At 56.6% G+C, this 22,328-nt stretch carries 16 protein-coding genes; 12 read left to right on the top strand and 4 right to left on the bottom strand.

Translation table 11 applies throughout. The features are described from left to right. Positions 1 to 33: 33 nt before the first annotated feature. The 9 genes from dnaB (at position 34) to K3169_RS03800 (ending at position 15,493) form a co-directional block, all read left to right on the top strand. Positions 34 to 1,428 carry a replicative DNA helicase gene (gene dnaB, locus K3169_RS03760; protein ID WP_027900433.1) on the top strand — a complete coding sequence of 465 codons (1,395 nt, stop codon included), beginning with the start codon at positions 34 to 36 and terminating at the stop codon, positions 1,426 to 1,428. Positions 1,429 to 1,847: 419 nt separating this feature from the next. Next, positions 1,848 to 4,151, top strand: coding sequence for a YgiQ family radical SAM protein (locus tag K3169_RS03765; protein WP_263270025.1), 2,304 nt, complete (start codon positions 1,848 to 1,850; stop codon positions 4,149 to 4,151). Positions 4,152 to 4,375: 224 nt separating this feature from the next. Further along, on the top strand, positions 4,376 to 5,296 hold the full coding sequence (locus K3169_RS03770; RefSeq protein ID WP_263270027.1) for an NAD synthetase: 921 nt from the start codon (positions 4,376 to 4,378) through the stop codon (positions 5,294 to 5,296). Then, entirely contained in the window at positions 5,293 to 5,724 is a 432-nt protein-coding gene (locus K3169_RS03775) for a hypothetical protein (RefSeq protein WP_255878039.1), read from the top strand. Before K3169_RS03770 ends, K3169_RS03775 begins: the two co-directional genes overlap by 4 nt. Before the next feature lie 322 nt (positions 5,725 to 6,046). Further along, positions 6,047 to 7,582 (top strand): hypothetical protein, encoded by a 1,536-nt coding sequence (locus tag K3169_RS03780; protein WP_263270029.1) that lies wholly within the window; start codon positions 6,047 to 6,049, stop codon positions 7,580 to 7,582. 165 nt (positions 7,583 to 7,747) lie between these two features. Next, complete coding sequence (locus K3169_RS03785) at positions 7,748 to 8,191, top strand: hypothetical protein (RefSeq protein WP_263270031.1); 444 nt, start codon at positions 7,748 to 7,750, stop codon at positions 8,189 to 8,191. A gap of 375 nt (positions 8,192 to 8,566) precedes the next feature. Continuing rightward, positions 8,567 to 11,860, top strand: coding sequence for a DUF2126 domain-containing protein (locus tag K3169_RS03790; RefSeq protein WP_263270033.1), 3,294 nt, complete (start codon positions 8,567 to 8,569; stop codon positions 11,858 to 11,860). A gap of 244 nt (positions 11,861 to 12,104) precedes the next feature. Further along, positions 12,105 to 14,600 carry a circularly permuted type 2 ATP-grasp protein gene (locus K3169_RS03795; RefSeq protein ID WP_231677818.1) on the top strand — a complete coding sequence of 832 codons (2,496 nt, stop codon included), beginning with the start codon at positions 12,105 to 12,107 and terminating at the stop codon, positions 14,598 to 14,600. Beyond that, positions 14,600 to 15,493 carry a transglutaminase family protein gene (locus K3169_RS03800; protein ID WP_231671072.1) on the top strand — a complete coding sequence of 298 codons (894 nt, stop codon included), beginning with the start codon at positions 14,600 to 14,602 and terminating at the stop codon, positions 15,491 to 15,493. Before K3169_RS03795 ends, K3169_RS03800 begins: the two co-directional genes overlap by 1 nt. Before the next feature lie 171 nt (positions 15,494 to 15,664). Here K3169_RS03800 and K3169_RS03805 read toward each other — a convergent pair whose 3' ends face one another. Continuing rightward, positions 15,665 to 15,859 carry a hypothetical protein gene (locus tag K3169_RS03805; RefSeq protein ID WP_027902387.1) on the bottom strand — a complete coding sequence of 65 codons (195 nt, stop codon included), beginning with the start codon at positions 15,857 to 15,859 and terminating at the stop codon, positions 15,665 to 15,667. On the opposite strand from K3169_RS03805, the gene K3169_RS03810 reads away from it, so the two are divergent. Further along, positions 15,858 to 16,040, top strand: a complete 183-nt coding sequence (locus K3169_RS03810) for a hypothetical protein (RefSeq protein ID WP_164706275.1) — start codon at positions 15,858 to 15,860, stop codon at positions 16,038 to 16,040. The genes K3169_RS03805 and K3169_RS03810 overlap by 2 nt on opposite strands. 224 nt (positions 16,041 to 16,264) lie before the next feature. Further along, positions 16,265 to 16,711 carry an azurin gene (azu, locus tag K3169_RS03815; RefSeq protein WP_231677817.1) on the top strand — a complete coding sequence of 149 codons (447 nt, stop codon included), beginning with the start codon at positions 16,265 to 16,267 and terminating at the stop codon, positions 16,709 to 16,711. 253 nt (positions 16,712 to 16,964) lie between these two features. Here the strand turns inward: azu and nadE are convergent, their stop codons facing one another. Then, positions 16,965 to 17,792, bottom strand: coding sequence for an ammonia-dependent NAD(+) synthetase (gene nadE / locus K3169_RS03820; protein ID WP_027902389.1), 828 nt, complete (start codon positions 17,790 to 17,792; stop codon positions 16,965 to 16,967). Positions 17,793 to 17,838: 46 nt separating this feature from the next. Continuing rightward, complete coding sequence (gene pncB, locus K3169_RS03825; protein ID WP_263270038.1) at positions 17,839 to 19,038, bottom strand: nicotinate phosphoribosyltransferase; 1,200 nt, start codon at positions 19,036 to 19,038, stop codon at positions 17,839 to 17,841. A 297-nt stretch (positions 19,039 to 19,335) separates the two neighbouring features. Between pncB and K3169_RS03830 the strand changes: the two genes are divergently transcribed. Further along, positions 19,336 to 20,483, top strand: a protein-coding gene (locus K3169_RS03830) for an IS3 family transposase (protein WP_263269877.1) whose coding sequence is annotated in 2 segments (ribosomal slippage) — positions 19,336 to 19,591 and positions 19,591 to 20,483 — 1,149 coding nt in all. Because the reading frame shifts where the segments join, the coding sequence is not laid out codon by codon here. A 136-nt stretch (positions 20,484 to 20,619) separates the two neighbouring features. On the opposite strand, the gene K3169_RS03835 is transcribed toward K3169_RS03830, so the two are convergent. Then, a complete protein-coding gene (locus K3169_RS03835) occupies positions 20,620 to 22,134 on the bottom strand; it encodes a hypothetical protein (RefSeq protein ID WP_263270040.1) in 1,515 nt (504 codons plus the stop codon). Positions 22,135 to 22,328: the final 194 nt, after the last annotated feature.

A 22,328-nucleotide genomic window follows, 5' to 3' on the forward strand; every position in this document is an offset into this window, starting at 1 on the left:
CTGATTTTTCACAACCCCTGATTCTGAGTGGTCATGAACGATATCTCCGCCCCTGAGCAATATGATCTGCAAACCGCCGCGCTGAAGGTGCCGCCGCATTCCATCGAGGCCGAACAGGCCGTACTCGGTGGTCTGATGCTGGACAACAACGCCTGGGAGCGCGTGCTCGATCAGGTGTCGGATGGCGATTTCTATCGACATGACCACCGTTTGATTTTTCGCGCCATCGCCCGTCTGGCTGACCAGAACCAGCCCATCGACGTGGTCACGCTGGCCGAGCAGCTGGAAAAAGAAGGCCAGACCTCGCAGGTTGGCGGGCTGGGTTACCTCAGCGAACTGGCGAAAAACATTCCGTCGGTTGCCAACATCAAGGCCTATGCGCAAATCGTCCGTGAACGGGCGACGCTGCGTCAACTGATCGGCATCAGCACGGAAATCGCCGACAGCGCGTTCAATCCGGAAGGGCGCAACGCTGCTGAGATCCTCGACGAAGCCGAGCGGCAGATTTTCCAGATTGCCGAAGCGCGTCCGAAGACCGGTGGCCCGGTTAGCGTGACCGACCTGTTGACCAAGGCCATCGACCGTATCGATACCCTGTTCAACACTGACAACGCGATTACCGGCCTGTCTACCGGTTATACCGACCTGGATGAGAAGACCAGCGGCCTGCAACCGTCCGACTTGATCATCGTCGCCGGTCGTCCGTCCATGGGTAAAACCACTTTCGCCATGAACCTAGTGGAAAACGCCGTTTTACGCAGCGACAAAGCGGTGCTGGTTTACTCGCTTGAGATGCCAGGTGAATCGCTGATCATGCGTATGCTGTCTTCGCTGGGTCGCATCGACCAGACCAAGGTCCGTGCCGGTCGCCTGGAAGACGACGATTGGCCACGCCTGACGTCGGCGGTCAATCTGCTCAACGAGCGCAAGCTGTTCATCGACGATACGGCCGGTATCAGTCCGTCGGAAATGCGCGCCCGGACACGGCGTCTGGTGCGTGAACACGGCGACATTGCCCTGATCATGATCGACTACCTGCAGTTGATGCAGATCCCCGGTTCAGGTGGTGATAACCGGACCAACGAGATTTCCGAGATTTCCCGCTCGTTGAAAGCCCTCGCCAAGGAATTCAACTGCCCGGTGGTTGCCCTTTCGCAGCTCAACCGATCTTTGGAGCAACGTCCGAACAAGCGCCCGATCAACTCCGACTTGCGGGAATCCGGAGCGATCGAGCAGGATGCTGACGTGATCATGTTTGTTTACCGGGACGAGGTGTATCACCCGGAAACCGAGCACAAGGGCATCGCTGAAATCATCATCGGCAAGCAGCGTAACGGGCCTATTGGTACCACCCGGCTTGCGTTCATCGGCAAGTACACCCGCTTTGAAAACCTCGCACCGGGCAGTTATAACTTCGACGACGAATAACATGCGGTGACTGTTTTACGTGGTAGCGGTGCATCTCAAGCTTATGCAAAACCTGTGGGACCGAATTTATTCGGGAAAGGGCCGGCAGTATTCAATACTTCTGTCGCCTGACAAGACGCATTCGCGAATGAATTCGCTCCCATCGGGATCACCTTTGCAGGCCAACATAGAATCTCCCACAGATAAGCGTCTCAGGCGGGTCGCAAATCCCTGTGGGAGCCGGGCTTGCCCGCGATACTGGCGACTCGGTTTCATGGCCATACCGCGTCATCGTTCATCGCGAGCAAGCTCAGCTCCCACAGGTACTGGGCAGTACCGCCATCAGTAACTCAATTCCGACCATTGCCGTCGGACTTGATCAAAATTTGTGCTATATTCCGCGCCCGCGATTTTTCCAACGTGCAAACGTAGGTTCCAACATGCAAGCAGCCAAGCCGTTATTTGACTATCCGAAGTACTGGGCCGAATGTTTCGGGCCTGCGCCTTTCCTGCCCATGAGCCGGGAAGAAATGGATCAGCTTGGCTGGGATTCCTGCGACATCATCATCGTGACCGGTGATGCGTACGTCGATCACCCGTCGTTTGGCATGGCAATCATCGGCCGGCTGCTGGAGTCTCAGGGCTTCCGCGTCGGGATTATTGCCCAGCCGAACTGGCAGTCCAAAGACGATTTCATGAAGCTCGGCGAGCCGAACCTGTTCTTCGGTGTCGCTGCAGGCAACATGGACTCGATGATCAACCGCTACACCGCGGACAAGAAAATCCGTTCCGACGATGCCTACACACCAGGTGGCATGGCGGGCAAGCGTCCGGACCGCGCCAGCCTGGTTTATAGCCAGCGTTGCAAGGAAGCCTACAAGCACGTGCCTATCGTGCTGGGTGGCATCGAAGCCTCGCTGCGCCGCATCGCCCATTACGATTACTGGCAGGACAAGGTCCGCAACTCGATCCTCATCGACGCCGCCGCCGACATTCTCCTGTACGGCAACGCCGAGCGCGCCATTGTCGAAGTGGCGCAGCGTCTGTCCTACGGCCACAAGATCGAAGACATTACCGATGTGCGCGGCACGGCGTTCATCCGCCGTGACACGCCTAAAGACTGGTACGAAGTCGACTCCACCCGCATCGACCGTCCAGGCAAGATCGACAAGATCATCAACCCGTATGTGAATACCCAGGACACTCAAGCCTGCGCCATCGAGCAGGAAAAAGGTCCGGTTGAAGACCCGAACGAAGCCAAGGTCGTGCAGATATTGGCCAGCCCGCGCATGACCCGTGACAAAACGGTTATCCGTTTGCCGTCTGTGGAAAAAGTGCGTGGCGATGCAGTTCTCTACGCCCACGCCAACCGCGTACTGCACCTTGAAACAAACCCGGGTAATGCTCGTGCTTTGGTGCAAAAGCATGGTGAAGTTGACGTCTGGTTTAATCCGCCACCGATTCCCATGACCACTGAAGAGATGGACTACGTGTTCGGCATGCCCTACGCACGTATTCCGCATCCTGCGTACGGCAAGGAAAAGATTCCGGCCTACGACATGATCCGTTTCTCCGTAAACATCATGCGTGGCTGTTTCGGTGGCTGTACTTTCTGCTCGATCACCGAGCACGAGGGCCGGATCATTCAGAACCGTTCTGAAGAGTCGATCATTCGCGAGATCGAAGAGATTCGTGACAAGGTGCCAGGTTTCACCGGGGTGATTTCGGACCTCGGCGGCCCGACCGCGAACATGTACCGCATTGCCTGCAAGAGCCCGGAAATCGAATCCGCGTGCCGCAAGCCGTCCTGTGTGTTCCCAGGCATCTGCCCGAACCTGAACACCGATCACTCTTCGTTGATTCAGCTGTATCGCAGTGCTCGTGCGTTGCCGGGCGTGAAGAAAATTCTGATTGCTTCCGGCTTGCGCTATGACCTCGCGGTCGAGTCACCGGAATACGTTAAAGAGCTGGTGACGCACCATGTGGGTGGTTACCTGAAGATCGCCCCGGAACACACCGAGGAAGGTCCGCTCAACCAGATGATGAAACCGGGCATTGGCAGCTATGACAAGTTCAAGCGCATGTTCGAGAAGTATTCCAAGGAAGCGGGCAAAGAGCAGTACCTGATTCCGTACTTCATCGCGGCCCACCCAGGCACTACCGATGAAGACATGATGAACCTGGCGTTGTGGCTCAAGGGCAACGGTTTCCGCGCCGATCAGGTGCAGGCGTTCTATCCCTCGCCGATGGCTACTGCGACGGCCATGTACCACTCGGGCAAAAACCCGCTGCGCAAGGTCACCTACAAGAGCGATGCAGTGACCATCGTGAAAAGCGAAGAGCAACGCCGTCTGCACAAGGCGTTCCTGCGCTATCACGACCCGAAAGGCTGGCCAATGCTGCGTGAGGCACTGACCCGTATGGGCCGCTCCGACCTTATTGGTTCGGGCAAGGATCAACTGATCCCGCTGCACCAGCCCACCACCGACAGCTACCAGAGCGCCCGACGTAAGAACTCGACACCCGCTGGCAGCCACAAGGTCGCCAAGGAAACCACGCGGATCCTCACCCAGCACACCGGCTTGCCACCTCGGGGCAGCGATGGCAGCAAACCTTGGGACAAACGCGAGCAAGCCAAGGCCGCCGCCGAGGCGCGTAACAGGCAGGCCGCTAAAGAGCGTATGGATGCTGCGAAAGGCAAAGGCCCCAAGCCGCCCAAGCGTAAGCCGGTTGTTCCGCGCTGATCTTCAGTTGAACTTGCCAAACGCCAGCTTCGTGCTGGCGTTTGGCTGTCTGGCGGTTGTGTAGCCTGCGTTCAAGGTGTTACCTATCAGCAGTTGCAGAAAGATATCCATCTGGCCCGCTAAAAGCTGGAGCGATACAGTCTGAAGAGTGCCCGCATAGTTGTTCACGATTTTGCGAACTGATCGTGTACGTATCAAAGGTTTCACTTCAAGGAAGAGTAAGTATGAGTAGCCTCCCTCTGGGCTTCGGCATGGACTCCAATCGTGCTCAGTTCATGGCGCGCCAGCGTGTCGAAAGCCAGATAAACCTGCCGCGGCTGTTTGCCGCCATCGATGCCGACCCCGGTGTTGTTGGTGCTGGTGTGGTGTACATCGATGCCGACTTCAATATCCTGACATTGCGTGAGTTCAAACCCATCTGCAGTATCAAGCCCAAGCGCATCATTTTGCGCGAGGCTCAGAAGTACATAGCGCCATCTCAATTCGCCGAGCAAGTGGTCAGTAATCCCCGGGAGTCCAGGCTGATTGGCGAGGCGGTAAACACCGGTCTCTCGTGCTTGGGTGCGATCCTCAGTTGGGCGGCCATTGCCAGTGGAACAATTCTGGTGCCCTTCAGTGCTGGCGCTAGCTCCGCCGTCGTTGTGATTGGATACGCGGCGGCGGGCGCAAGTGGGCTCCAGTGTGTCAATGGAATTACCCGAACAGCGCTCGAAATCGCCAAGCCGGAGGTAAATGATTGGCTCAACAGTGAGGCGTGGTATCAGAACGCATCAATACTTCTCGACGCCACATCGCTGGTTGGTGTGGGTACTTCGGCTCTTACGACGGTAAGGCTCATCACCGCTGCCAAAGCATCTACCGGCAAGAGTCTGCGTGAGATCCTTCGCGGGTTGAACCGCCAGGAACGGGCAAGGCTCACCAAAGAACTGCTGAGCATTAATGATCCTCGATTAACTGCCAAGATGCTCGCGCTCAAGCAGATGTCCGGGGAGCTGGCCAAACGCTTTACCCCTACTCAGCTCAAGCACAGCACAATCACCCAGATTAAAGACGTCTTGGGAGCCGCGGTAGGATTCACAGGAAGCGCATATTCAGGGAATGTCAAAACCATCGCGGTGGGGCTGTACGAGGAAATGGCCGAATGAGTCAGTTAATGACGCTGCGCGATTTTTTCAGGCATTACTTTTTGACGTTCATCGCCGGGATCTTCGCCGCTTACTTTTCGTTGGCTTTCGCCACTGCGCTTGCCTTCGTAACTTACTTTTCCGACAAGCCCATTGCAGATGGCTCTGGCAAGGGGATCATGTTCACTGGGGCTGCGCTAACGCTAGTGACCGTCCACAGTAACTTCATGATTCTGCGGGGGCGGCCGTCCTGGGTACGGGTGATGATAGGCATCCACGTTATGTGCGTACTGTTTGTGCTCCCGATGATTCAATACAGTCCTCACAAAGTCATTTATGCGCTGGCGCTGATATCCCCCATGCTTGGCCTGCTTATAATCAATAGTCGGGCTCAGCGAGAGATGCGTACAAAGCTCGTGGAAATTCGGGCCATTCGTGAGTCCGCTTAATCAGCCCGCTAGTCTCCGTGAGCGCCCGTGCAAGCATTTCCTGTACTGAAGGGAATGGTCTGATAAGGCGCAATCTGTCTGTTTTTTGCGGTATGAGCTTGTTTCTAACGCGGATAAAGGGCGCCGACTCGTGCTGGAGACTGACTGTCGCGCTGGTTTTCCTCCAAATAACAACCCGTCTGCCGCGCACTGAAATCAAATCAAGACTATTCCCACGCGACGACGCAGTTGGTCCTACATCCAGTAGGGCGGCCTGAGCCTATCCTCGGTTTCTTCAACAGAAGCGCTAGCGTTGCTAGCCGCCTAAGTCAGGGAGATCGCGGTGCTCATTATCAATAACAATTCAGTGAGAGCTCAGGGTTTCATCTCAACTCTGGACAGCAGGCCCTCAGCCACAGCAAACATAGTTGCTGACGAGGTGACCGATCAGGCTAGCACCGGTAGCTCGGTTTCAGTCCTCGCTCGTCAGATTAGCGCGGCTGCTTCGCGTGCCCAGGCCAGGGATGCCTCGCTCGACCCGCAGGCACTTGGGCAAAAGGCGTCGCAATTGCTCGACGAGCTATTGGGCGGTACTCATCAAGTTAAGCAAGCCAATACGTTTGCCAACCCTTTTCAAGGTATGCCCCGAGATCAGTTGGCTTTGATTGCGTATGACGAAGGTGGTGATTTTCCCTTCGCAGAGCGTGCGGCGGCCCTGCAAGAGTCCTCCAGTCTGGAACAGCGCTGGCGGCAGAATGCGACCCAGCACGCGCTGCTTGAGTACGACACCACCGGGAAAATGACCGGCTTTTTTAATGAAGCGCTCTCTCATTTCAAGTCACTGGCACCCATTGAGCAAAGCCAGTATCCGGTTGGTTATGCCGTCGATTTGCAGCAGAAGATTGAGCTCTATTCGGGCAGCAAGATGTCGCTAAGCGTAATGGACGCAGCGAACCCTCTGGAGGTGATTCAACAATCACTTCCCGAGCTGGCCTTTACTCAAGCATTGAGGTTGAGCGAGCAGCCGAAAGTTGTTCCCCCGTCTCAAGTTGATGTAGCTGCTACTCAAGCAAATAAGGTGGGCCGCCAGTTAATGGTGGAGCGCTTGTTCGGAGTGCGCGAGCCCGCCATCGCGGATGCGTCCAAAGGTTTAAAATTTGGGGACCTCGCCCGTAACGAATGTGAGTACCTCACGAAAGAAGATCGCGGGCTGCTTTCTGATATCTATGCTTATGCTCAAGGTGAAGATGTTGATATGGAATATGTTGATGGGGTCGCTCGTTCTCTTGGGCATTATCGGATGTATGGGCATTTCAAGTCGGATTTTAACAAGTGCAATTACGATCTCCAGGGTTGGAAGTTGACGGTTGCTTTTCCAGAAGAAGATGCAGTTGTCGCGTCGCGTATATTGAATGGCGCCGCTATAAATAGCACACGGCTCGATCCGGATTTTTTACGATATGCGCTGACTCCAGCCTCTGGCGCGTTGGTGAACTTGGGTTATTTTGAATTCATGGAACATGTCGTGACGAAGTTCTCTGATGAATCTAATACAGCAGCTCCTGTGGAGAGCACGTTCTCTAGCTATGTGCCCAGGTCAGGGGAGGGGTACTACGTAATGACGACCTCCAGTACGGTCAGGATGGCGAATTTCGTTCAATATGTCGTCAGTGAGGGGGGAGTTTTGCGTCTGACAGAGAAAGGTCGAGCACTGAGGGGGGATTCGGGGGAGGGGGACGATAAAACAGTTCGACCCCATCTGGAGCTTGTGAGGACCAGGGCGGGGCTGGAGATATTACGCGAATGGCCCGGCAATGATCTTCACCCAAGAGAGCCGGGTTGGCTTGGCAGTCTATGGGATCGGCTTGGCGAAATGTAGGGCTCGCACCGATCCTCGGCTTACAACGGCGCGAATCACTTGGTCGCGCCGTATTGAGCGCAGCGATGCCTCTGATTGGTCTTTTATTTAATATATATGTATGTCGCGCGGCCTGGACTGTTGAGTAAGCTTGGGGTATTAAGCACGACACTCAAGGAATGACTCGTGAAGAAAATTATAGCAATCACACTTTTGACTTTGTCAGCCAATACGTTCGCAGCAGAGGATGTCATTACAAAGTCTAAAGTGCCTGACCGGATTGTGGTCGCCAAAGCTGGCGTTGGTCTGTCCCAGTTTACGATGATGACTATGGATTTTCCCAGAAGTCAACGTTATTTACCGAAACGCTTGGAGAGCATAAATTGGACTAGTACCTACTATCCGAATAATACAGGTGAGAGCGTTCAGATATGTTATACCCGGCCAGGAAGAGCTGGTTACGACCAGTGCGAAGAAATTTCCAAGAACTCTTCAGGCTCGATTGAGGCTTTTAATCACCATGGTTTTGACAGATTTGCGAGAATTACTATTAAGCATTTGGTGAGTGGCGGACAAAACCAGGGAACTCCCGCTGGTGAAGATTCAATAGCTGTTCACTACAGCTACTAAGAGTCTACTCACGCGAATTTCTAACTCACGCTACAGTTTAATATCCTCACTGTTTCTCCGCCGGCTCCCAGTGGCAGCGAATTCATCCACAAAGCACCCCGTCAGACGTAACTGATTTCAGGTCGTCCCGCTGTCGTAAATGAATTCGCTGCCACAGCTGATCACGATCTGCCTCAGCCCCCTCGACTGTCCGCCAGCTCGTTCACAAATTTTCCCTCCCTGTGCCTTATTTCTGTGCAACGCTTGCACCGCGGGGCACGGTAGGCGCTTTAATAGTGCCTGGTTCTGCCTCGCCATCGAGGAACCGCCGTATTTGCCCGGATGGCATAAGTCTTGCGCGGTTCCATTACCGTCCAGGCTCGCAGGAGGCACGCCGTGTCGATTCACATTGCCTTGCACCACGTCACGCATTACCGCTACGAACGAGCGGTTGAACTGGGTCCGCAGATTGTCCGCCTGCGTCCTGCGGCCCACAGCCGCACCCGGGTTTTGTCGTATTCACTGAAAGTCCTGCCTGAAAATCACTTCATCAACTGGCAGCAAGACCCTCAAGGCAACTACCTTGCGCGTCTGGTCTTTCCGGAAAAGACCAACGAGCTGCGTGTTGAAGTCGATCTGGTCGCCGAAATGGCGGTCTTCAACCCGTTCGACTTCTTCCTCGAGCCTTATGCCGAGAAGATCCCGTTCTTCTATGCCAGCGAAGAGCAGCGCGAACTGGCGCCGTACCTTGAAAAACTTCCGCTGACGCCAAAGTTTGCCAACTATCTGGCCAGCATCGACCGCACGCCATTACCTGCCATCGACTTCCTGGTCGGGCTCAACCAGCGCCTGAGTCAGGACATCGATTACCTGATCCGTATGGAGCCCGGCGTACAAACCCCGGAATTCACGCTGGAAAATGCTTCCGGCTCCTGCCGCGACTCGGCATGGTTGCTCGTGCAGCTGCTGCGTCATCTGGGCATGGCCGCGCGTTTCGTGTCCGGCTATTTGATTCAGCTCAAGGCTGACGTTGAAGCGCTTGATGGGCCATCCGGTACCGATGTCGATTTCACTGACCTGCACGCCTGGTGTGAGGTGTATCTGCCGGGCGCAGGCTGGGTGGGGCTTGATGCGACGTCCGGCCTGTTCGCGGGGGAGGGGCATATTCCTCTGGCGTGCAGCCCGGAGCCTTCGTCGGCAGCGCCGATCAGTGGTCTGGTTGAGCCCTGTGAAACCGAGTTCAGTCATGAAATGTCGGTGGAGCGCATTTGGGAAGCGCCTCGTGTTACCAAGCCTTACACCGAAGAACAGTGGGCCGAGATTCAAGCGCTGGGCCATCAGATCGACCGCGACCTGACTGACAACGATGTGCGACTGACCATGGGGGGCGAGCCCACGTTTGTCTCCATTGATGATCGCGACGGTGCCGAGTGGAACACCGCTGCGCTGGGGCCGAAAAAGCGCGCCCTGTCGGCTGAGTTGTTCCAGCGCATGCGCAAACACTATGCGCCGCTGAGTATCGTGCACTTTGGTCAGGGCAAGTGGTACCCGGGCGAGCAGTTGCCGCGCTGGTCGCTCAATTGCTTCTGGCGCAAAGACGGGCAGCCTGTGTGGCACAACAATGCGTTGATCGCCGACGAAACCGAAAGCTACGGCGCAACGGGCGAACTGGCCGGGAAGTTCCTGGCCAGCGTCGCTGAGCGGCTGAAAGTGCCGACGCGTTTTGTGTTCCCTGCCTACGAAGACAATTTCTATCACCTGTGGCGTGAGGGCGCACTGCCTGCCAACGTCAGTCCCGAAGACTCACGTCTCAGTGACGAACTCGAGCGTGCGCGACTGCGCAAGGTGTTTGCTCAAGGGCTGGACAAGGTTATCGGTCAGGTCCTGCCCTTGGCGCGCTCCGTCGACGGTGATCGCTGGCAGAGTGGTCGCTGGTATCTGCGGGATACCCATTGCCGTCTGGTGCCGGGTGATTCGGCGCTGGGCTATCGTTTGCCGTTGGCATCGCAACCCTGGGTCAAGGCGGCGGAATATCCGTTCATTCACCCCACCGACTTCAATCAGGACTTCCCCGAGCTGCCCGATGACGGGCAAGTTCAGGCGCAACTTACCGGGCTTACAGAACAACTGGACGCCAACGCTGAGCGTATGCCGAAGATCGACGAGTCGGCCGACTGGCTGACTCGCACGGCGCTGTGTGCTGAAGCGCGGGAAGGGCGTTTGTATGTATTCATGCCGCCGCTGGAAAAACTCGAGTATTACCTGGAGTTGGTGTCGGCTATCGAAGCCAGCGCCGAAGAGCTGAACTGCCCGATTCTGCTTGAAGGCTATGAGCCGCCGAGCGATCCGCGTCTGGCGAATTTCCGTATCACGCCTGATCCGGGTGTCATTGAAGTTAACGTGCAGCCGTCCGCATCCTGGGACGAGTTGGTGGAGCGCACCGAGTTTCTCTACGAACAGGCGCGTCTGACGCGACTGACCACCGAAAAATTCATGATCGACGGCCGTCACACCGGTACCGGCGGCGGCAACCACTTCGTACTGGGTGGCGCGACGCCCGGGGATTCGCCGTTCCTGCGCCGTCCTGATGTACTGCGCAGCCTGCTCAGCTACTGGCACAACCATCCGTCGCTGTCGTACCTGTTTTCCGGGCTGTTCATTGGCCCGACTTCCCAGGCACCACGGGTCGATGAGGCGCGTAACGACTCCCTGTACGAGCTGGAAATTGCCTTCGCGCAGATGCCCAAACCCGGTGAAGAAGTAGCGCCCTGGGTCGTTGACCGGTTGCTGCGTAATTTGCTGATTGATGTCACCGGCAACACCCACCGGGCCGAGTTCTGTATCGACAAGCTCTATTCCCCGGACGGTGCCACTGGCCGTTTGGGGCTTTTGGAGCTGCGTGCCTTCGAAATGCCGCCGCATGCGCGGATGAGCCTGGCTCAGCAACTGTTGCTGCGTGCGCTGGTCGCGCGGTTCTGGCGCGAGCCGTATGCACCGGCCAAGCTGGCCCGATGGGGTACTGAGCTGCATGACCGGTTCATGCTGCCGCACTTCATCGAGCAAGACTTTGCGGACGTGATCGAAGAGTTGAACAGTGCCGGTTATCCGGTACGCGCCGAGTGGTTTGCGGCGCATCTGGAGTTCCGGTTCCCCAAGGTTGGCGATTATGCAGTCAGCGGCATCGAGCTGGAATTGCGTCAGGCGCTGGAACCGTGGCACGTGCTGGGCGAGGAGGGTTCGGCCGGCGGCGCTGTGCGTTACGTGGATTCTTCGCTGGAGCGCTTGCAGGTCAAGATTAATGGCCTTCCGCCGAAACGGTATGTATTGACCTGTAATGGCATTGCGATACCGTTGCAGCCCACCGGGCGGGTTGGCGAATTTGTTGCCGGTGTGCGTTATCGGGCCTGGCAACCTGCCAATTGTCTGCAACCGACCATTCCGGTGCATGCACCGCTGGTCTTCGATCTGGTTGATACATGGATGCAGCGCTCACTGGGCGGCTGCGAGTATCATGTCGCGCATCCTGGTGGGCGCAATTACGAAACCCTGCCAGTCAACGCCAACGAAGCGGAAAGCCGCCGTCTGGCGCGGTTCTTCAGGATCGGTCACACCCCCGGCAAACTGGAAGTGCCACTGCTGAGCGTTAACGATGAGCTGCCAATGACGCTCGATATGCGTCTGCATAAATAAGAAACAGGTAGGAGCTGCTGCCCCAGTATCCATTGCTCCGCGCTGTTTCGCGGCAACATTGGACTGTAGGAGCTCACCGAGGTTACGAGGCCAGCGATAGCGGTTTGTCTAATACGCCGCCATCGCTGGCCTCGTAACCTCGGTGAGCTCCTACAAGGAATCCTTTTTTGCATAAAACGCAGTCGACCATCAGCTGACATCCGACTGCGCTACTCTGAAATTTTTAGTCTCTGCCGAGCCTTCCATGCGCGACTTGCTTGACCATTACCCTGTGTTTGCGGGTACCTATCACGAAATGCTTGATGCCGATGGAGCTGTTCGCCCTCATTGGCAGCGCATGTATGAGCAACTGCAACGCAGCACTCCCGCGCAATTGATTCAACGGCAGGCCCTATTGGCCCGGCAGATTCAGGAAAATGGCGTCACCTACAACGTCTACGCCGACCCCAAGGGCGCGGACCGTCCGTGGGAGCTGGATCTGCTACCGCACCTGATTCCTGCCGAAGAATGGCAACAGGTTGCGGCAGGCATTGCGCAACGGGCCAAAGTGCTCAATGCGGTACTGGCTGACCTGTATGGTCCGCAAACCCTGATCGCCCAAGGCCTGCTGCCCGCCGAACTGGTGTTTGGTCACAACAATTTTCTCTGGCCGTGCCAGGGCATCACTCCGCCGGAAGGCGCATTTCTGCATATGTACGCAGTGGATTTGGCGCGTACCCCGGATGGTCGCTGGTGGGTAACGGCTGATCGTACCCAGGCGCCGTCAGGCGCTGGTTATGCACTGGAAAACCGCCAGATCGTGTCCCGTGCTTTCCCGGAAACCTATCGGGATTTGCGGGTTCAGCACCTGTCCGGTTTTTTCCGTGCATTGCAGGAAACCCTGGCGCGCCAGGCGCCGGCCAATAACGAAACGCCGCTGATCGTGCTGTTGACCCCGGGGCGCTTCAACGAAAGCTATTTCGAGCATCTGTATCTGGCGCGCCAGTTGGGATATCCACTGGTGGAAGGTGGCGACCTCACGGTGCGGGACGCGACGGTGTATCTGAAAACCCTCAGTGGCCTGCGTCGGGTGCACGCGATCATGCGGCGCCTGGACGATGACTTCTGCGACCCGCTGGAGCTGCGCACCGATTCCGCGCTTGGCGTGCCGGGCCTGCTGGAAGCGGTGCGTCAGGGAAAAGTGCTGGTTGCCAACGCGTTGGGCAGCGGTGTGCTGGAGTCGCCGGGCCTGCTGGGCTTTTTACCGAAAATTTGTCAGCACCTGTTTGGCGAGGACCTGATCCTGCCGTCCGTGGCGACCTGGTGGTGCGGCGAGCCGCCCGTGCTGGCTCAAGCACTGGAGAAACTGCCGGATTTACTGATCAAACCGGCGTTCCCCTCCCAGAGTTTCTCGCCGGTGTTTGGCCGGGATTTGAACAAGGCACAGCGCGAAGCACTCGCCCAGCGCATGCAGGCCAGACCCTACGCCTACGTGGCTCAGGAACTGGCGCAGCTGTCTCACGCGCCCATCTGGCAGGCCGATGGCCAGCAGTTGCAGCCTCGTGCCATTGGTATGCGTGTGTATGCCGTGGCCAGCTCCGAAGGTTATCGAGTTCTGCCGGGCGGTTTGACTCGCGTTGCCGCCGAAGCTGATGCCGATGTGGTTTCGATGCAGCGCGGCGGTGCCAGCAAAGACACCTGGGTGCTGGGCGAGCTGTCGCAAACCGGCGAGCCCTGGAAAGGCCAGCGCACGTTGGGCGTGCACGACCTGATTCGTCGCGATCCGTATTTGCCGTCCCGCGTGGTAGAGAACCTGTTCTGGTTCGGTCGTTATTGTGAACGTTGCGACAACAGTGCGCGCCTGCTGCGCATCATGCTCACCCGTTATGTGGACGGCGACGATCCTGAAGCGCTCGAGGCGGCCGTGGAGCTGGGTGAACGTCTGAACTTACTGCCCGATGAGGAAGAGGGCGGAACATTGCCTGAGCGGCTTCTCGCGGCCCTTCTCGGCGAAGAGTGGCCGTTCAGCCTGCGCGCCAATCTGCAGCGTTTGCAGTGGGCCGCCTCGCAAGTGCGTGGCAAGTTGTCCCGGGAAAACTGGCAGGCGCTGGTCGAACTGCAGCGTGAAGCGACTAGCCTGGACAGCAAGGACCCTGATTTCGGCGAACTGTTGGACTTCCTCAACCGGCTGGTCATGTCGCTGGCAGCGTTATCCGGTTTTGCCCTGGATGACATGACCCGTGACGAAGGCTGGCGCTTCCTGATGATCGGTCGTCGTATCGAGCGGCTGAAGTTTCTCAGCAACAGCCTGTCGGCGTTTCTGCGCAGCGCGGCCGTGACCGATCAGGCCGGTCTGGAGTGGCTGCTGGAACTGGGCAACAGCAGCATTACCTATCGCTCGCGATACCTGGCCGTGCCGCAGTTGATCCCGGTCCTTGACCTGCTGTTGCTGGACGATCAGAACCCTCACGCGGTGCTGTTCCAGCTCAAGCTGGTGTCCAAGTCCCTGAATCATCTGAACGAAGAGTTCGGTGCGCCTCGCGATGCCAGCCTCGGGACGCTGGTTCGACGCCTGTCGAGTTTCGATCTGGGTTGTCTGGAGAATCCCTTGTTTGGTGACAGCAGTATCAAGGCCGTGCTGGAAGGGCTTGCGGACATGTTGCACAGCATTGGAGATGCCAGCGGACAGGTTTCTGATCGACTCGCCTTACGTCACTTCGCCCACGTCGACGATATCAGCCAACGTACGGTGTCTGTCTGATGAGCGCCCGTTACCAGATTTTTCACGACACGCATTACAAATACGACAGCCCGGTTTCGCTGGCCCAGCAGTTGGCGCACCTGTGGCCGCGACCCAATCCCTGGCAGCGCTGCACCGAGCAGCAGTTACTGGTCAGCCCGATCCCGACGATTCGCCGGGATGAGTTCGACGTGTTCGGCAACCCGCTGACCCGACTGGCATTTGAGCGGCCACATGATGAACTGGAAGTGAATGCGCGCCTGCAGGTCGAAGTCCTTGAGCGTTCGCCGCTTAACTTCGATCATTCGCCTGCGTGGGAAATGACTCGCAGCATCATGACCTACAACGCCCGGCCGATGTCAGCGGACATCATGGAAGCCTGTCGCTATCGTTTCGAATCGCCTTACGTGCATTTGAAGCAGTCGTTCATCGAGTTCTCGGCAGATTGCTTTGTGCCGAGTCAGCCGTTGATGTGGTGCGTGCAGGCATTGATGGAGAAGATCTTCACCGAGTTCACGTTTGACAGTGAAGCAACCCAGGTGGCGACGCCACTGGTCGAGGTGCTGGAACGCCGTCGTGGCGTCTGCCAGGACTTTGCCCACCTGATGCTGGCGTGCTTGCGCTCACGTGGTTTGTCGGCTCGATACATCAGTGGTTATTTGTTGACCCAGCCACCACCGGGTCAACCACGGCTGATCGGCGCGGATGCGTCCCATGCCTGGGTGTCGGTGTTTTGTCCGGTACTGGGTTGGGTGGACTTCGACCCGACCAATAACGTGCAGCCTGCGCTTGAGCACATCAGTCTGGCCTGGGGGCGGGACTTTTCAGACGTTTCGCCGTTACGCGGAGTGATTCTGGGGGGTGGCAGTCACGACCCTGAAGTACGGGTGACGGTGATGCCGATTGAGGTTTGAAAGAGCTTCCAAAACCTGTGGGAGCGAATTTATTCGCGAAAGCGCTGTGTCAGACGTTGATATGTTTCTGGTCGATCCCCTTCGCGAATAAATTCGCTCCCACAATGAAATAGCAGTGTGTCAGGGATGAGCTGCGGTCCGTCGGACTACCGACGGACTCGCTATCTTGCTTCAGCTGGCTGGCTTGTCGTCAGTGCTGGTCTGTTCTACTGGCGCAGCTTCATCGGTCGCTTCAGTCGCTTCGGTCTCGCCTTCAGCACTGGTTTCGGCCAAGGCAGCGTTTTTGCGCTGTAGCTTTTCCTCTTTCTTCTGCTCTTTGGCCAGATCTCGCTGACGTTTCGCGAAGGAGTAGTTAGGTTTAGCCATGGGCGATCCTCTGTTTCATGCTGGAAATGCGGCCATTCTGCCTGAGAACGGCGTCGGGCACACGGCGTTGTGCGTCCTCTGGTCCAAAGCCTTAATTCCAGAGGCCCGTTTTTCTTTATTAACTCGTCATCAAAACGGGTTTGATTCCTCAGCGCCGCTGCCAGTGGCACCGCATGCGTAAGCGGCGAGCAAACTACGGAAAAAGCTGTTGAGCTGCATGATGGTCATCCTGAAAGTGGCGATGAGGCATCTTGCACGCGGCGCTGATCGCCAGCTCTTTGATTGTCTCGATGACCCCGATAGCCAACTGCCACTGAGCCTTGTTGACGCAGGTCATTGGAACCTGACGCCATATCAGGCAGTCTTTGCCGGAATAAACAAAATACCCAGCCTTGGAGATTCCCCATGATTCGCAAGCTTGTTGCTGTATCCCTGCTGACATTGGCCAGCGGCCATTTGCTGGCGGCAGAGTGCAGTGTAGACGTTGATTCCACTGATCAAATGTCCTTCAACACCAAGGCCGTTGAAATCGATAAAAGCTGCAAGACGTTCACCGTAAATCTGACCCACTCCGGTAGCCTGCCCAAGAATGTCATGGGCCATAACTGGGTGTTGAGCAAAGAGGCTGACATGCAGCCGATTGCGACTGATGGTTTGGGTGCAGGTATTGAAAAGGATTATTTGAAGGACGGCGACGCTCGCATCATCGCGCACACCAAAGTGATTGGCGCTGGCGAGAAGGATTCGGTGACCTTTGATGTGTCGAAGCTGGATCCGGCTGAGAAGTACGGCTTTTTCTGCTCGTTCCCAGGCCATATCGGCATGATGAAAGGCACGGTAACGCTGAAGTAAGCGTTACCTTCTCACCCCGGTGTCCATTGCCCCGCGCTGTCTCGCGGCAAACATAGGATCCGTAGGAGCTGCCGAAGGCTGCGATCGCGGTGTATCAGGAGAAACGCTTCGCAGCCTTCGGCAGCTCCTACAGAAAATGCATTTCAATCCAGTAGTTTGCATGCTGTTTGATGAGAGCTAACTTGTTGGCGAGGCGATGTGTCGGGTGAAACGCTTCGCGAACAAGTTCACTCCTACAAGGACCTAATCTACATCAAGGCGCGTACGGCAATTCCCGCTTGTGCTGGGTCTTGGCGTAGGTCTCACAAATGATCTTGAACGCTTCTTCACGCACAGGCTCACCGTGAAGGAAGGCGTCAATCTCGGCGTAAGTCACGCCGTGTGATGCTTCGTCCGGTTTGCCGGGCACCAGGTCTTCAAGGTCAGCGGTCGGGACTTTCTCGACCAGCGATTCCGGCGCACCGAAGTGACGGGCGATCGCGCGAACCTGATTCTTCACCAGGCCGCTCAGGGGTGCGAGATCGCACGCGCCGTCGCCGAACTTGGTGAAGAAACCCATCACAGCTTCCGCTGCATGGTCGGTCCCGATCACCAGACCCTGATGGGCACCGGCAATGGTGTACTGCGCGACCATGCGCATGCGTGCTTTGGTGTTGCCGAGTACGAAGTCCACAGCGCTGGCATTTTTGCCTTCGAACGCCTTGATCTCGCTCGCCATGGCCTTGACCGCACCGCCGATGTTCACGGTGTGACGAACATCCGGGTTGATGAAGTCCACCGAAGCCTGAGCTTCGTGTTCGTCATGCTGGACAAGGTAAGGCAAGCGCACAGCGATGAACTGATAGCTGTCGTCACCGGTAGTGGTGCGCAGCTCTTCAACAGCGCGCTGAGCCAGCAGCCCGGCAGTCAATGAATCCACACCGCCGCTGATGCCCAGCACCAGCGTTTTCAGCCGGGCGTTGGTCAGGCAGTCCTGAATGAAAACGATACGCCGGGCGACTTCGGCTTGAAGTGCGTTTTCGTCGGCGAAAGGCGGTTGCACCTTGAGCTGCTCGGCGATCTGGAGCTGTACGGCTTGCATGATTCACTCCTTGGTAAGGATGGGGGCGACGGCTTCTGTTTGCGGATCAGTCCGCCACTTTGAACACATGTCGCAGGTACGAGACGAAGTTGGGGTCCTTGCATTGCGTCTTGCCGGGTTCGTCGGAGATTTTCGCAACGGGCTGCCCGGCACAGGCGGTCATTTTCAGAACGATACTCATGGGTTCGACGCCCGGTATGTCTGCAGTGAGGTTAGTGCCAATTCCGAAGCTCACGTTGATGCGACCGCGCAACGCGCGAAATATTTCCAGTGCCTTGGGCAGCGTCAGGCCGTCGGAGAACACCAGCGTCTTGCTCATCGGGTCAATGCCGAGCTTCTGGTAATGCGAGATGCATTTTTCGGCCCACATCACCGGATCACCGGAGTCATGGCGCAGACCGTCAAACAGTTTGGCGAAATACAGATCGAAATCCTGCAGGAAAGCGTCGGTGGTTATGCAGTCCGTCAGGGCGATCCCCAGCAATCCCCGGTATTCGTGCACCCAGCAATCGAGCGCGGCGCTTTGGCTGTCGATCAGGCGCGGGCCGAGTTGCTGGTGAGCCATGATCCATTCGTGGGCCATGGTGCCTAACGGTTTCAGGTCAAATTTGCGTGCCAGTTGCACATTACTGGTGCCGACGAACTGGCCAGGGAAGTCGCGCTTGAGCACGTCGACGACTTCTTCCTGAACGCGATAAGAAAAACGACGACGGGTGCCGAAGTCAGCGACCTTGAGTTCAGCCAGCTCGTCAGCCTTGGCATTGGCGGTCAGCCAGTCGAACTTGCGATACAGCTGATCCCGCGCTTGGCTGAGCAGGATTTCGGGGTGGCGGTGGCGGTTGCGCACTTCACTCACAATCGCCAGCACCGGCACTTCGAAAAGGATCACATGCAGCCATGGCCCTTGCAGGCGAATACACAGCTCATCATTTTCAATAGTAGTTTTCACGTAGCGTGTGTTGAAGCGGAACAGGCCGAGAAACCTCAGGAAGTCGGGCTTCATGAAGTTGATGCGTTCCAGGAAATTCAGCTCAGGAGCCGCTAGTGACAGCTCGCACAGCTTCTGGATTTGTTGCTGGATTTCACCCAGATAGGGACGCAGGTCCTCACCGTTTCGGCAGCGAAATTCCCACTCAACGTCGACGTTGGGGTAGTTGTGCAACACCGCCTGCATCATGCTCAGTTTGTACAGATCGGTGTCGAGCAGGTTTTGCACGATGCGATTGGAGAAAGCGCTCTCGCTCATTGGGTCGCTCCAGCAGGACCGGCCGCCAGACGCGGCCAAACGAAAAATGAATCAAGTGGTCACGGCGTCCCGTGGCAGAGCCATCGAGCGCTCATTGAGCTTGTTGTTGATAATGACCGACATAATGCCAGTCAGTGCGGGATAGGGGCAGTTTTCTTTGGTAGGGGGAGGCGTGTGGAGAGCGGCCTGGGTTGGAATAGAGCTCACGGTGGGAGCGAATTTATTCGCGAAGGGGTGCGCTGGTCTAATGACCCCGGACACCTCAATAGGGGAAACTATATCCATTGAGGAGTCACCATGACCAAGAAATACAGAAAATTCGATGCCGCTTTCAAGCTTGATGTTTGCAAGCTCATCGTCGATCAAGGCCAGAGTGTGAACTCTGTCTGCCTTGATATGAACCTGAGCGATACGGCAGTGCGTCGCTGGGTTGAGCAATACAAGGCCGAGCTGTTAGGTGGCCCGGGAATTGGCAACCCGTTGACCAGCGAGCAACAGCGTATTCGCCAACTGGAGCAGCAGATTCGTGAGCTGAAAATGGATAATGACATCCTAAAAAAAGCTACGGCCTTCTTTGCCCGCGAATTGAAGTGATCCATCAACTGGTTCACCAATTACAACGTAAGGCCTACCCGGTGGCTCGTCTCTGTCGGGTACTGCGGATCAGTCGCTCCGGTCTTTATGAGGCCCAACAGCGTCGTTTGAAACCCAAGCCCGCCTGTCCGGCAGCGGCCAGGATCAAGGCAGCCTTTGAAGCGTCGGAGCGTTGCTATGGTAGTCGTCGTGTGGTGAGCGCATTGCGTAAAGAAGGCCTGTCGATTGGTCGCTTCAAGGTGCGCAGCCTTATGAAACAACAAGGTCTGCGCCCGGTCTGGAAGCGTAAGTTTGTTCACACAACCAACAGCAATCACAACTTGCCGGTGGCTGAAAACCTTCTAAATCGCCAGTTCAACCCTGGGGCGATCAATCAATCCTGGGTTGCAGACATTACTTATATCCGCACACGCGGCGGCTGGGTGTACCTGGCAGTGGTCATGGACCTTTTCTCGCGCAAGATCGTGGGCTGGGCCATGGCCCCTCATATGCGAGCCGAGCTGGTAATCAGCGCCATGCAATTGGCTATCGCTCAACGCCAACCTGAGCCAGGTTTGATCGTCCACTCGGATCGAGGCAGTCAGTACGCAGGAGCGGCTTATCAGGCGCTGCTGACCCGCAATGGAATGCGTTGCAGTATGAGCCGCAAGGGTAACTGCTGGGACAACGCGGTTATGGAGCGCTTCTTTTTGAACCTGAAAATGGAGCGTACCTGGAGGAAGGATTACGCCAACCACGCCGAAGCGATAAAGGACATCACGGACTACATCGTGCGGTTCTACAACGAGGGGCGATTGCACTCGAAACTGGGCTATGTGCCGCCCAATCAATATGAGCGGCAAGCAGCCTGACAATCACCGATTGAGGTGTCCGGAAAAAGTTGACCACTGCAGGGGCAGACCTGAAAACATCGGGGGTCGGCCACACCGCTTTCGCGAATGAATTCGCTCCCACTGGTTTTTGTGTTTGCTGCGTGAAAGCGCTCTTTCAGCGTGCCGCCGCAACTGCCGGAAAATTAAGAGTGAATTTCCCGTTGGGTGTGTCATCACGAAACCGCTCCATCACAGTCTTGAGCTTTTTCGCCGATTCCTCGTCGGTGGCGTAGTAAAAAACGCTGGACGCTGCGGCCGAAGCGCGAGGGATGGTCAGGCGCATTTCTGCTACCTCAATCCAGTTCTTCGGCCTTTCGGGGAACCACTCGTTGTAGACAAATGCGTAGTGAACGTCCTTCTCGTCCATCAGTGTGGTCATCCAGTCGACGTCGTTGCGCGTCTTGCGATAGTGCAGCGCCTGGATGCTGCCCAGTCCCCATAAATCCAGGATGTATTGGTTGCCATTGAGCGCGACAAGGCCCAAATCATTGACGGCAACCGGTTCGCCCAGTGCCCGAACGATCTCCCCGCTGGAGTACTGCTGGTTATAAATTGCTGCCGAGGAAAGAGGCACACGCAGCGTCGTGTACACCGGAATCGCGAAAGCGACCGGCAGCATTGCGAACAGGGCGGTCATGTAGCGCTCGCTCATGCGTGTGACACAGGCGTAGATGACGAACACGCCAACAAAGGTCAGCCAATAGGCTTCATAGCGGCCTTGCCCTGATCGACCAAACAACGTGTGCAGCGCTGCCACAGTGAGCAGCATCAGGATCAGGGGCTTCCTGTCGAAAAACAGCACACACACGAACAGCTGGGCAAGCAAGACCCAGCCATAGGCATCGAGCTGGTTCGTGACGTTAAAGAACAGCGCGGCCAGGCCCGTACCGGTTTTTGCCTGCACGGACGATGGGATGTAGCCCAGGCCCAGATGATTCAAGAACAGCGAAAATGCCACAACCAGCGCACCGATAACTGCAGCACTGACCACCGTGCTGCGCCGTTCGCCATGCCAGAACAGATAAGCCAGTACTGGAAGGGAAACGGCCAGTCCTTCATAGCGCACCAACGGCAATAGAATCAGCGCGATATAGATGGGCAGCGGTGTTATGGCTACCTGACCGAACTCTTTTTTCACCACCGCGCAGGCTATCAACGTCACGAGATAGACCTGCAGCGTGTGCTCCATCCCCGCGAAAATCAGGCCGTAGAGATTAGTGGCGAGGAAGAAACCACCGAGAATCAGCACCTTGCTCACGGGATGCAAACCCTCTAGCAGCCTGAGCAACGGGCCTATGGTCAGGAACGCGAAAATCAGATTGAGGAAAAAAGGTGCCAACACCATCCCGTTCCCCAGAACGGCAAAAGGTGCGAGCAGGAAGGGCCAGATAATGCTTGAGGATGGCGCTGAAAATTCACCGGGGTTGATACCGTAATGGCCGCTGAACATCTGTTTGGCCAGCGCGAGGTGAATGTAGGGATCGTCCAGCGTGTAAATGAACATGCCGTGGTTGTTGATCAGGATCGCCAGCGTCATCAGCATCACCGGCAACGCGAGCAAAATAACCGTCAGGTGCCTGTCTGTGAGCCTTGGCAGTGAGTTTGCCTTTGCAATATTAGCGGTCGCCATAGCGTCATAACCTGTCAGGGGATCAAGTCAGGGAAACTACGTAGCGATCGACATGCGCAGCGCGAAGGCTTCTACCCAGGGTTGCAGGAATATAGGTTCAACGCCGGGCTGCACACAGCCATAAAAAACTATTTGATGGGTAGAAGCAGCCGTAATGCTGGCGTCAGGATTCGGGGGATTCTATGTCCGCTTTC

The sequence above is a fragment of the Pseudomonas phytophila genome, from assembly GCF_025643095.1.
Classification (GTDB): domain Bacteria; phylum Pseudomonadota; class Gammaproteobacteria; order Pseudomonadales; family Pseudomonadaceae; genus Aquipseudomonas; species Aquipseudomonas quasicaspiana.

Excerpts from the sequence above, each read along its gene's own strand:
- nadE (WP_027902389.1), bottom strand. The coding sequence starts at position 17,792 with ATGCAAGCCGTACAGCTCCAGATCGCCGAGCAGCTCAAGGTGCAACCG.
- K3169_RS03810 (WP_164706275.1), top strand. The coding sequence starts at position 15,858 with ATGGGCGATCCTCTGTTTCATGCTGGAAATGCGGCCATTCTGCCTGAG.
- K3169_RS03795 (WP_231677818.1), top strand. The coding sequence starts at position 12,105 with ATGCGCGACTTGCTTGACCATTACCCTGTGTTTGCGGGTACCTATCAC.
- dnaB (WP_027900433.1), top strand. The coding sequence starts at position 34 with ATGAACGATATCTCCGCCCCTGAGCAATATGATCTGCAAACCGCCGCG.
- K3169_RS03770 (WP_263270027.1), top strand. The coding sequence starts at position 4,376 with ATGAGTAGCCTCCCTCTGGGCTTCGGCATGGACTCCAATCGTGCTCAG.
- K3169_RS03835 (WP_263270040.1), bottom strand. The coding sequence starts at position 22,134 with ATGGCGACCGCTAATATTGCAAAGGCAAACTCACTGCCAAGGCTCACA.
- K3169_RS03765 (WP_263270025.1), top strand. The coding sequence starts at position 1,848 with ATGCAAGCAGCCAAGCCGTTATTTGACTATCCGAAGTACTGGGCCGAA.
- azu (WP_231677817.1), top strand. The coding sequence starts at position 16,265 with ATGATTCGCAAGCTTGTTGCTGTATCCCTGCTGACATTGGCCAGCGGC.
- K3169_RS03775 (WP_255878039.1), top strand. The coding sequence starts at position 5,293 with ATGAGTCAGTTAATGACGCTGCGCGATTTTTTCAGGCATTACTTTTTG.
- pncB (WP_263270038.1), bottom strand. The coding sequence starts at position 19,038 with ATGAGCGAGAGCGCTTTCTCCAATCGCATCGTGCAAAACCTGCTCGAC.
- K3169_RS03805 (WP_027902387.1), bottom strand. The coding sequence starts at position 15,859 with ATGGCTAAACCTAACTACTCCTTCGCGAAACGTCAGCGAGATCTGGCC.
- K3169_RS03800 (WP_231671072.1), top strand. The coding sequence starts at position 14,600 with ATGAGCGCCCGTTACCAGATTTTTCACGACACGCATTACAAATACGAC.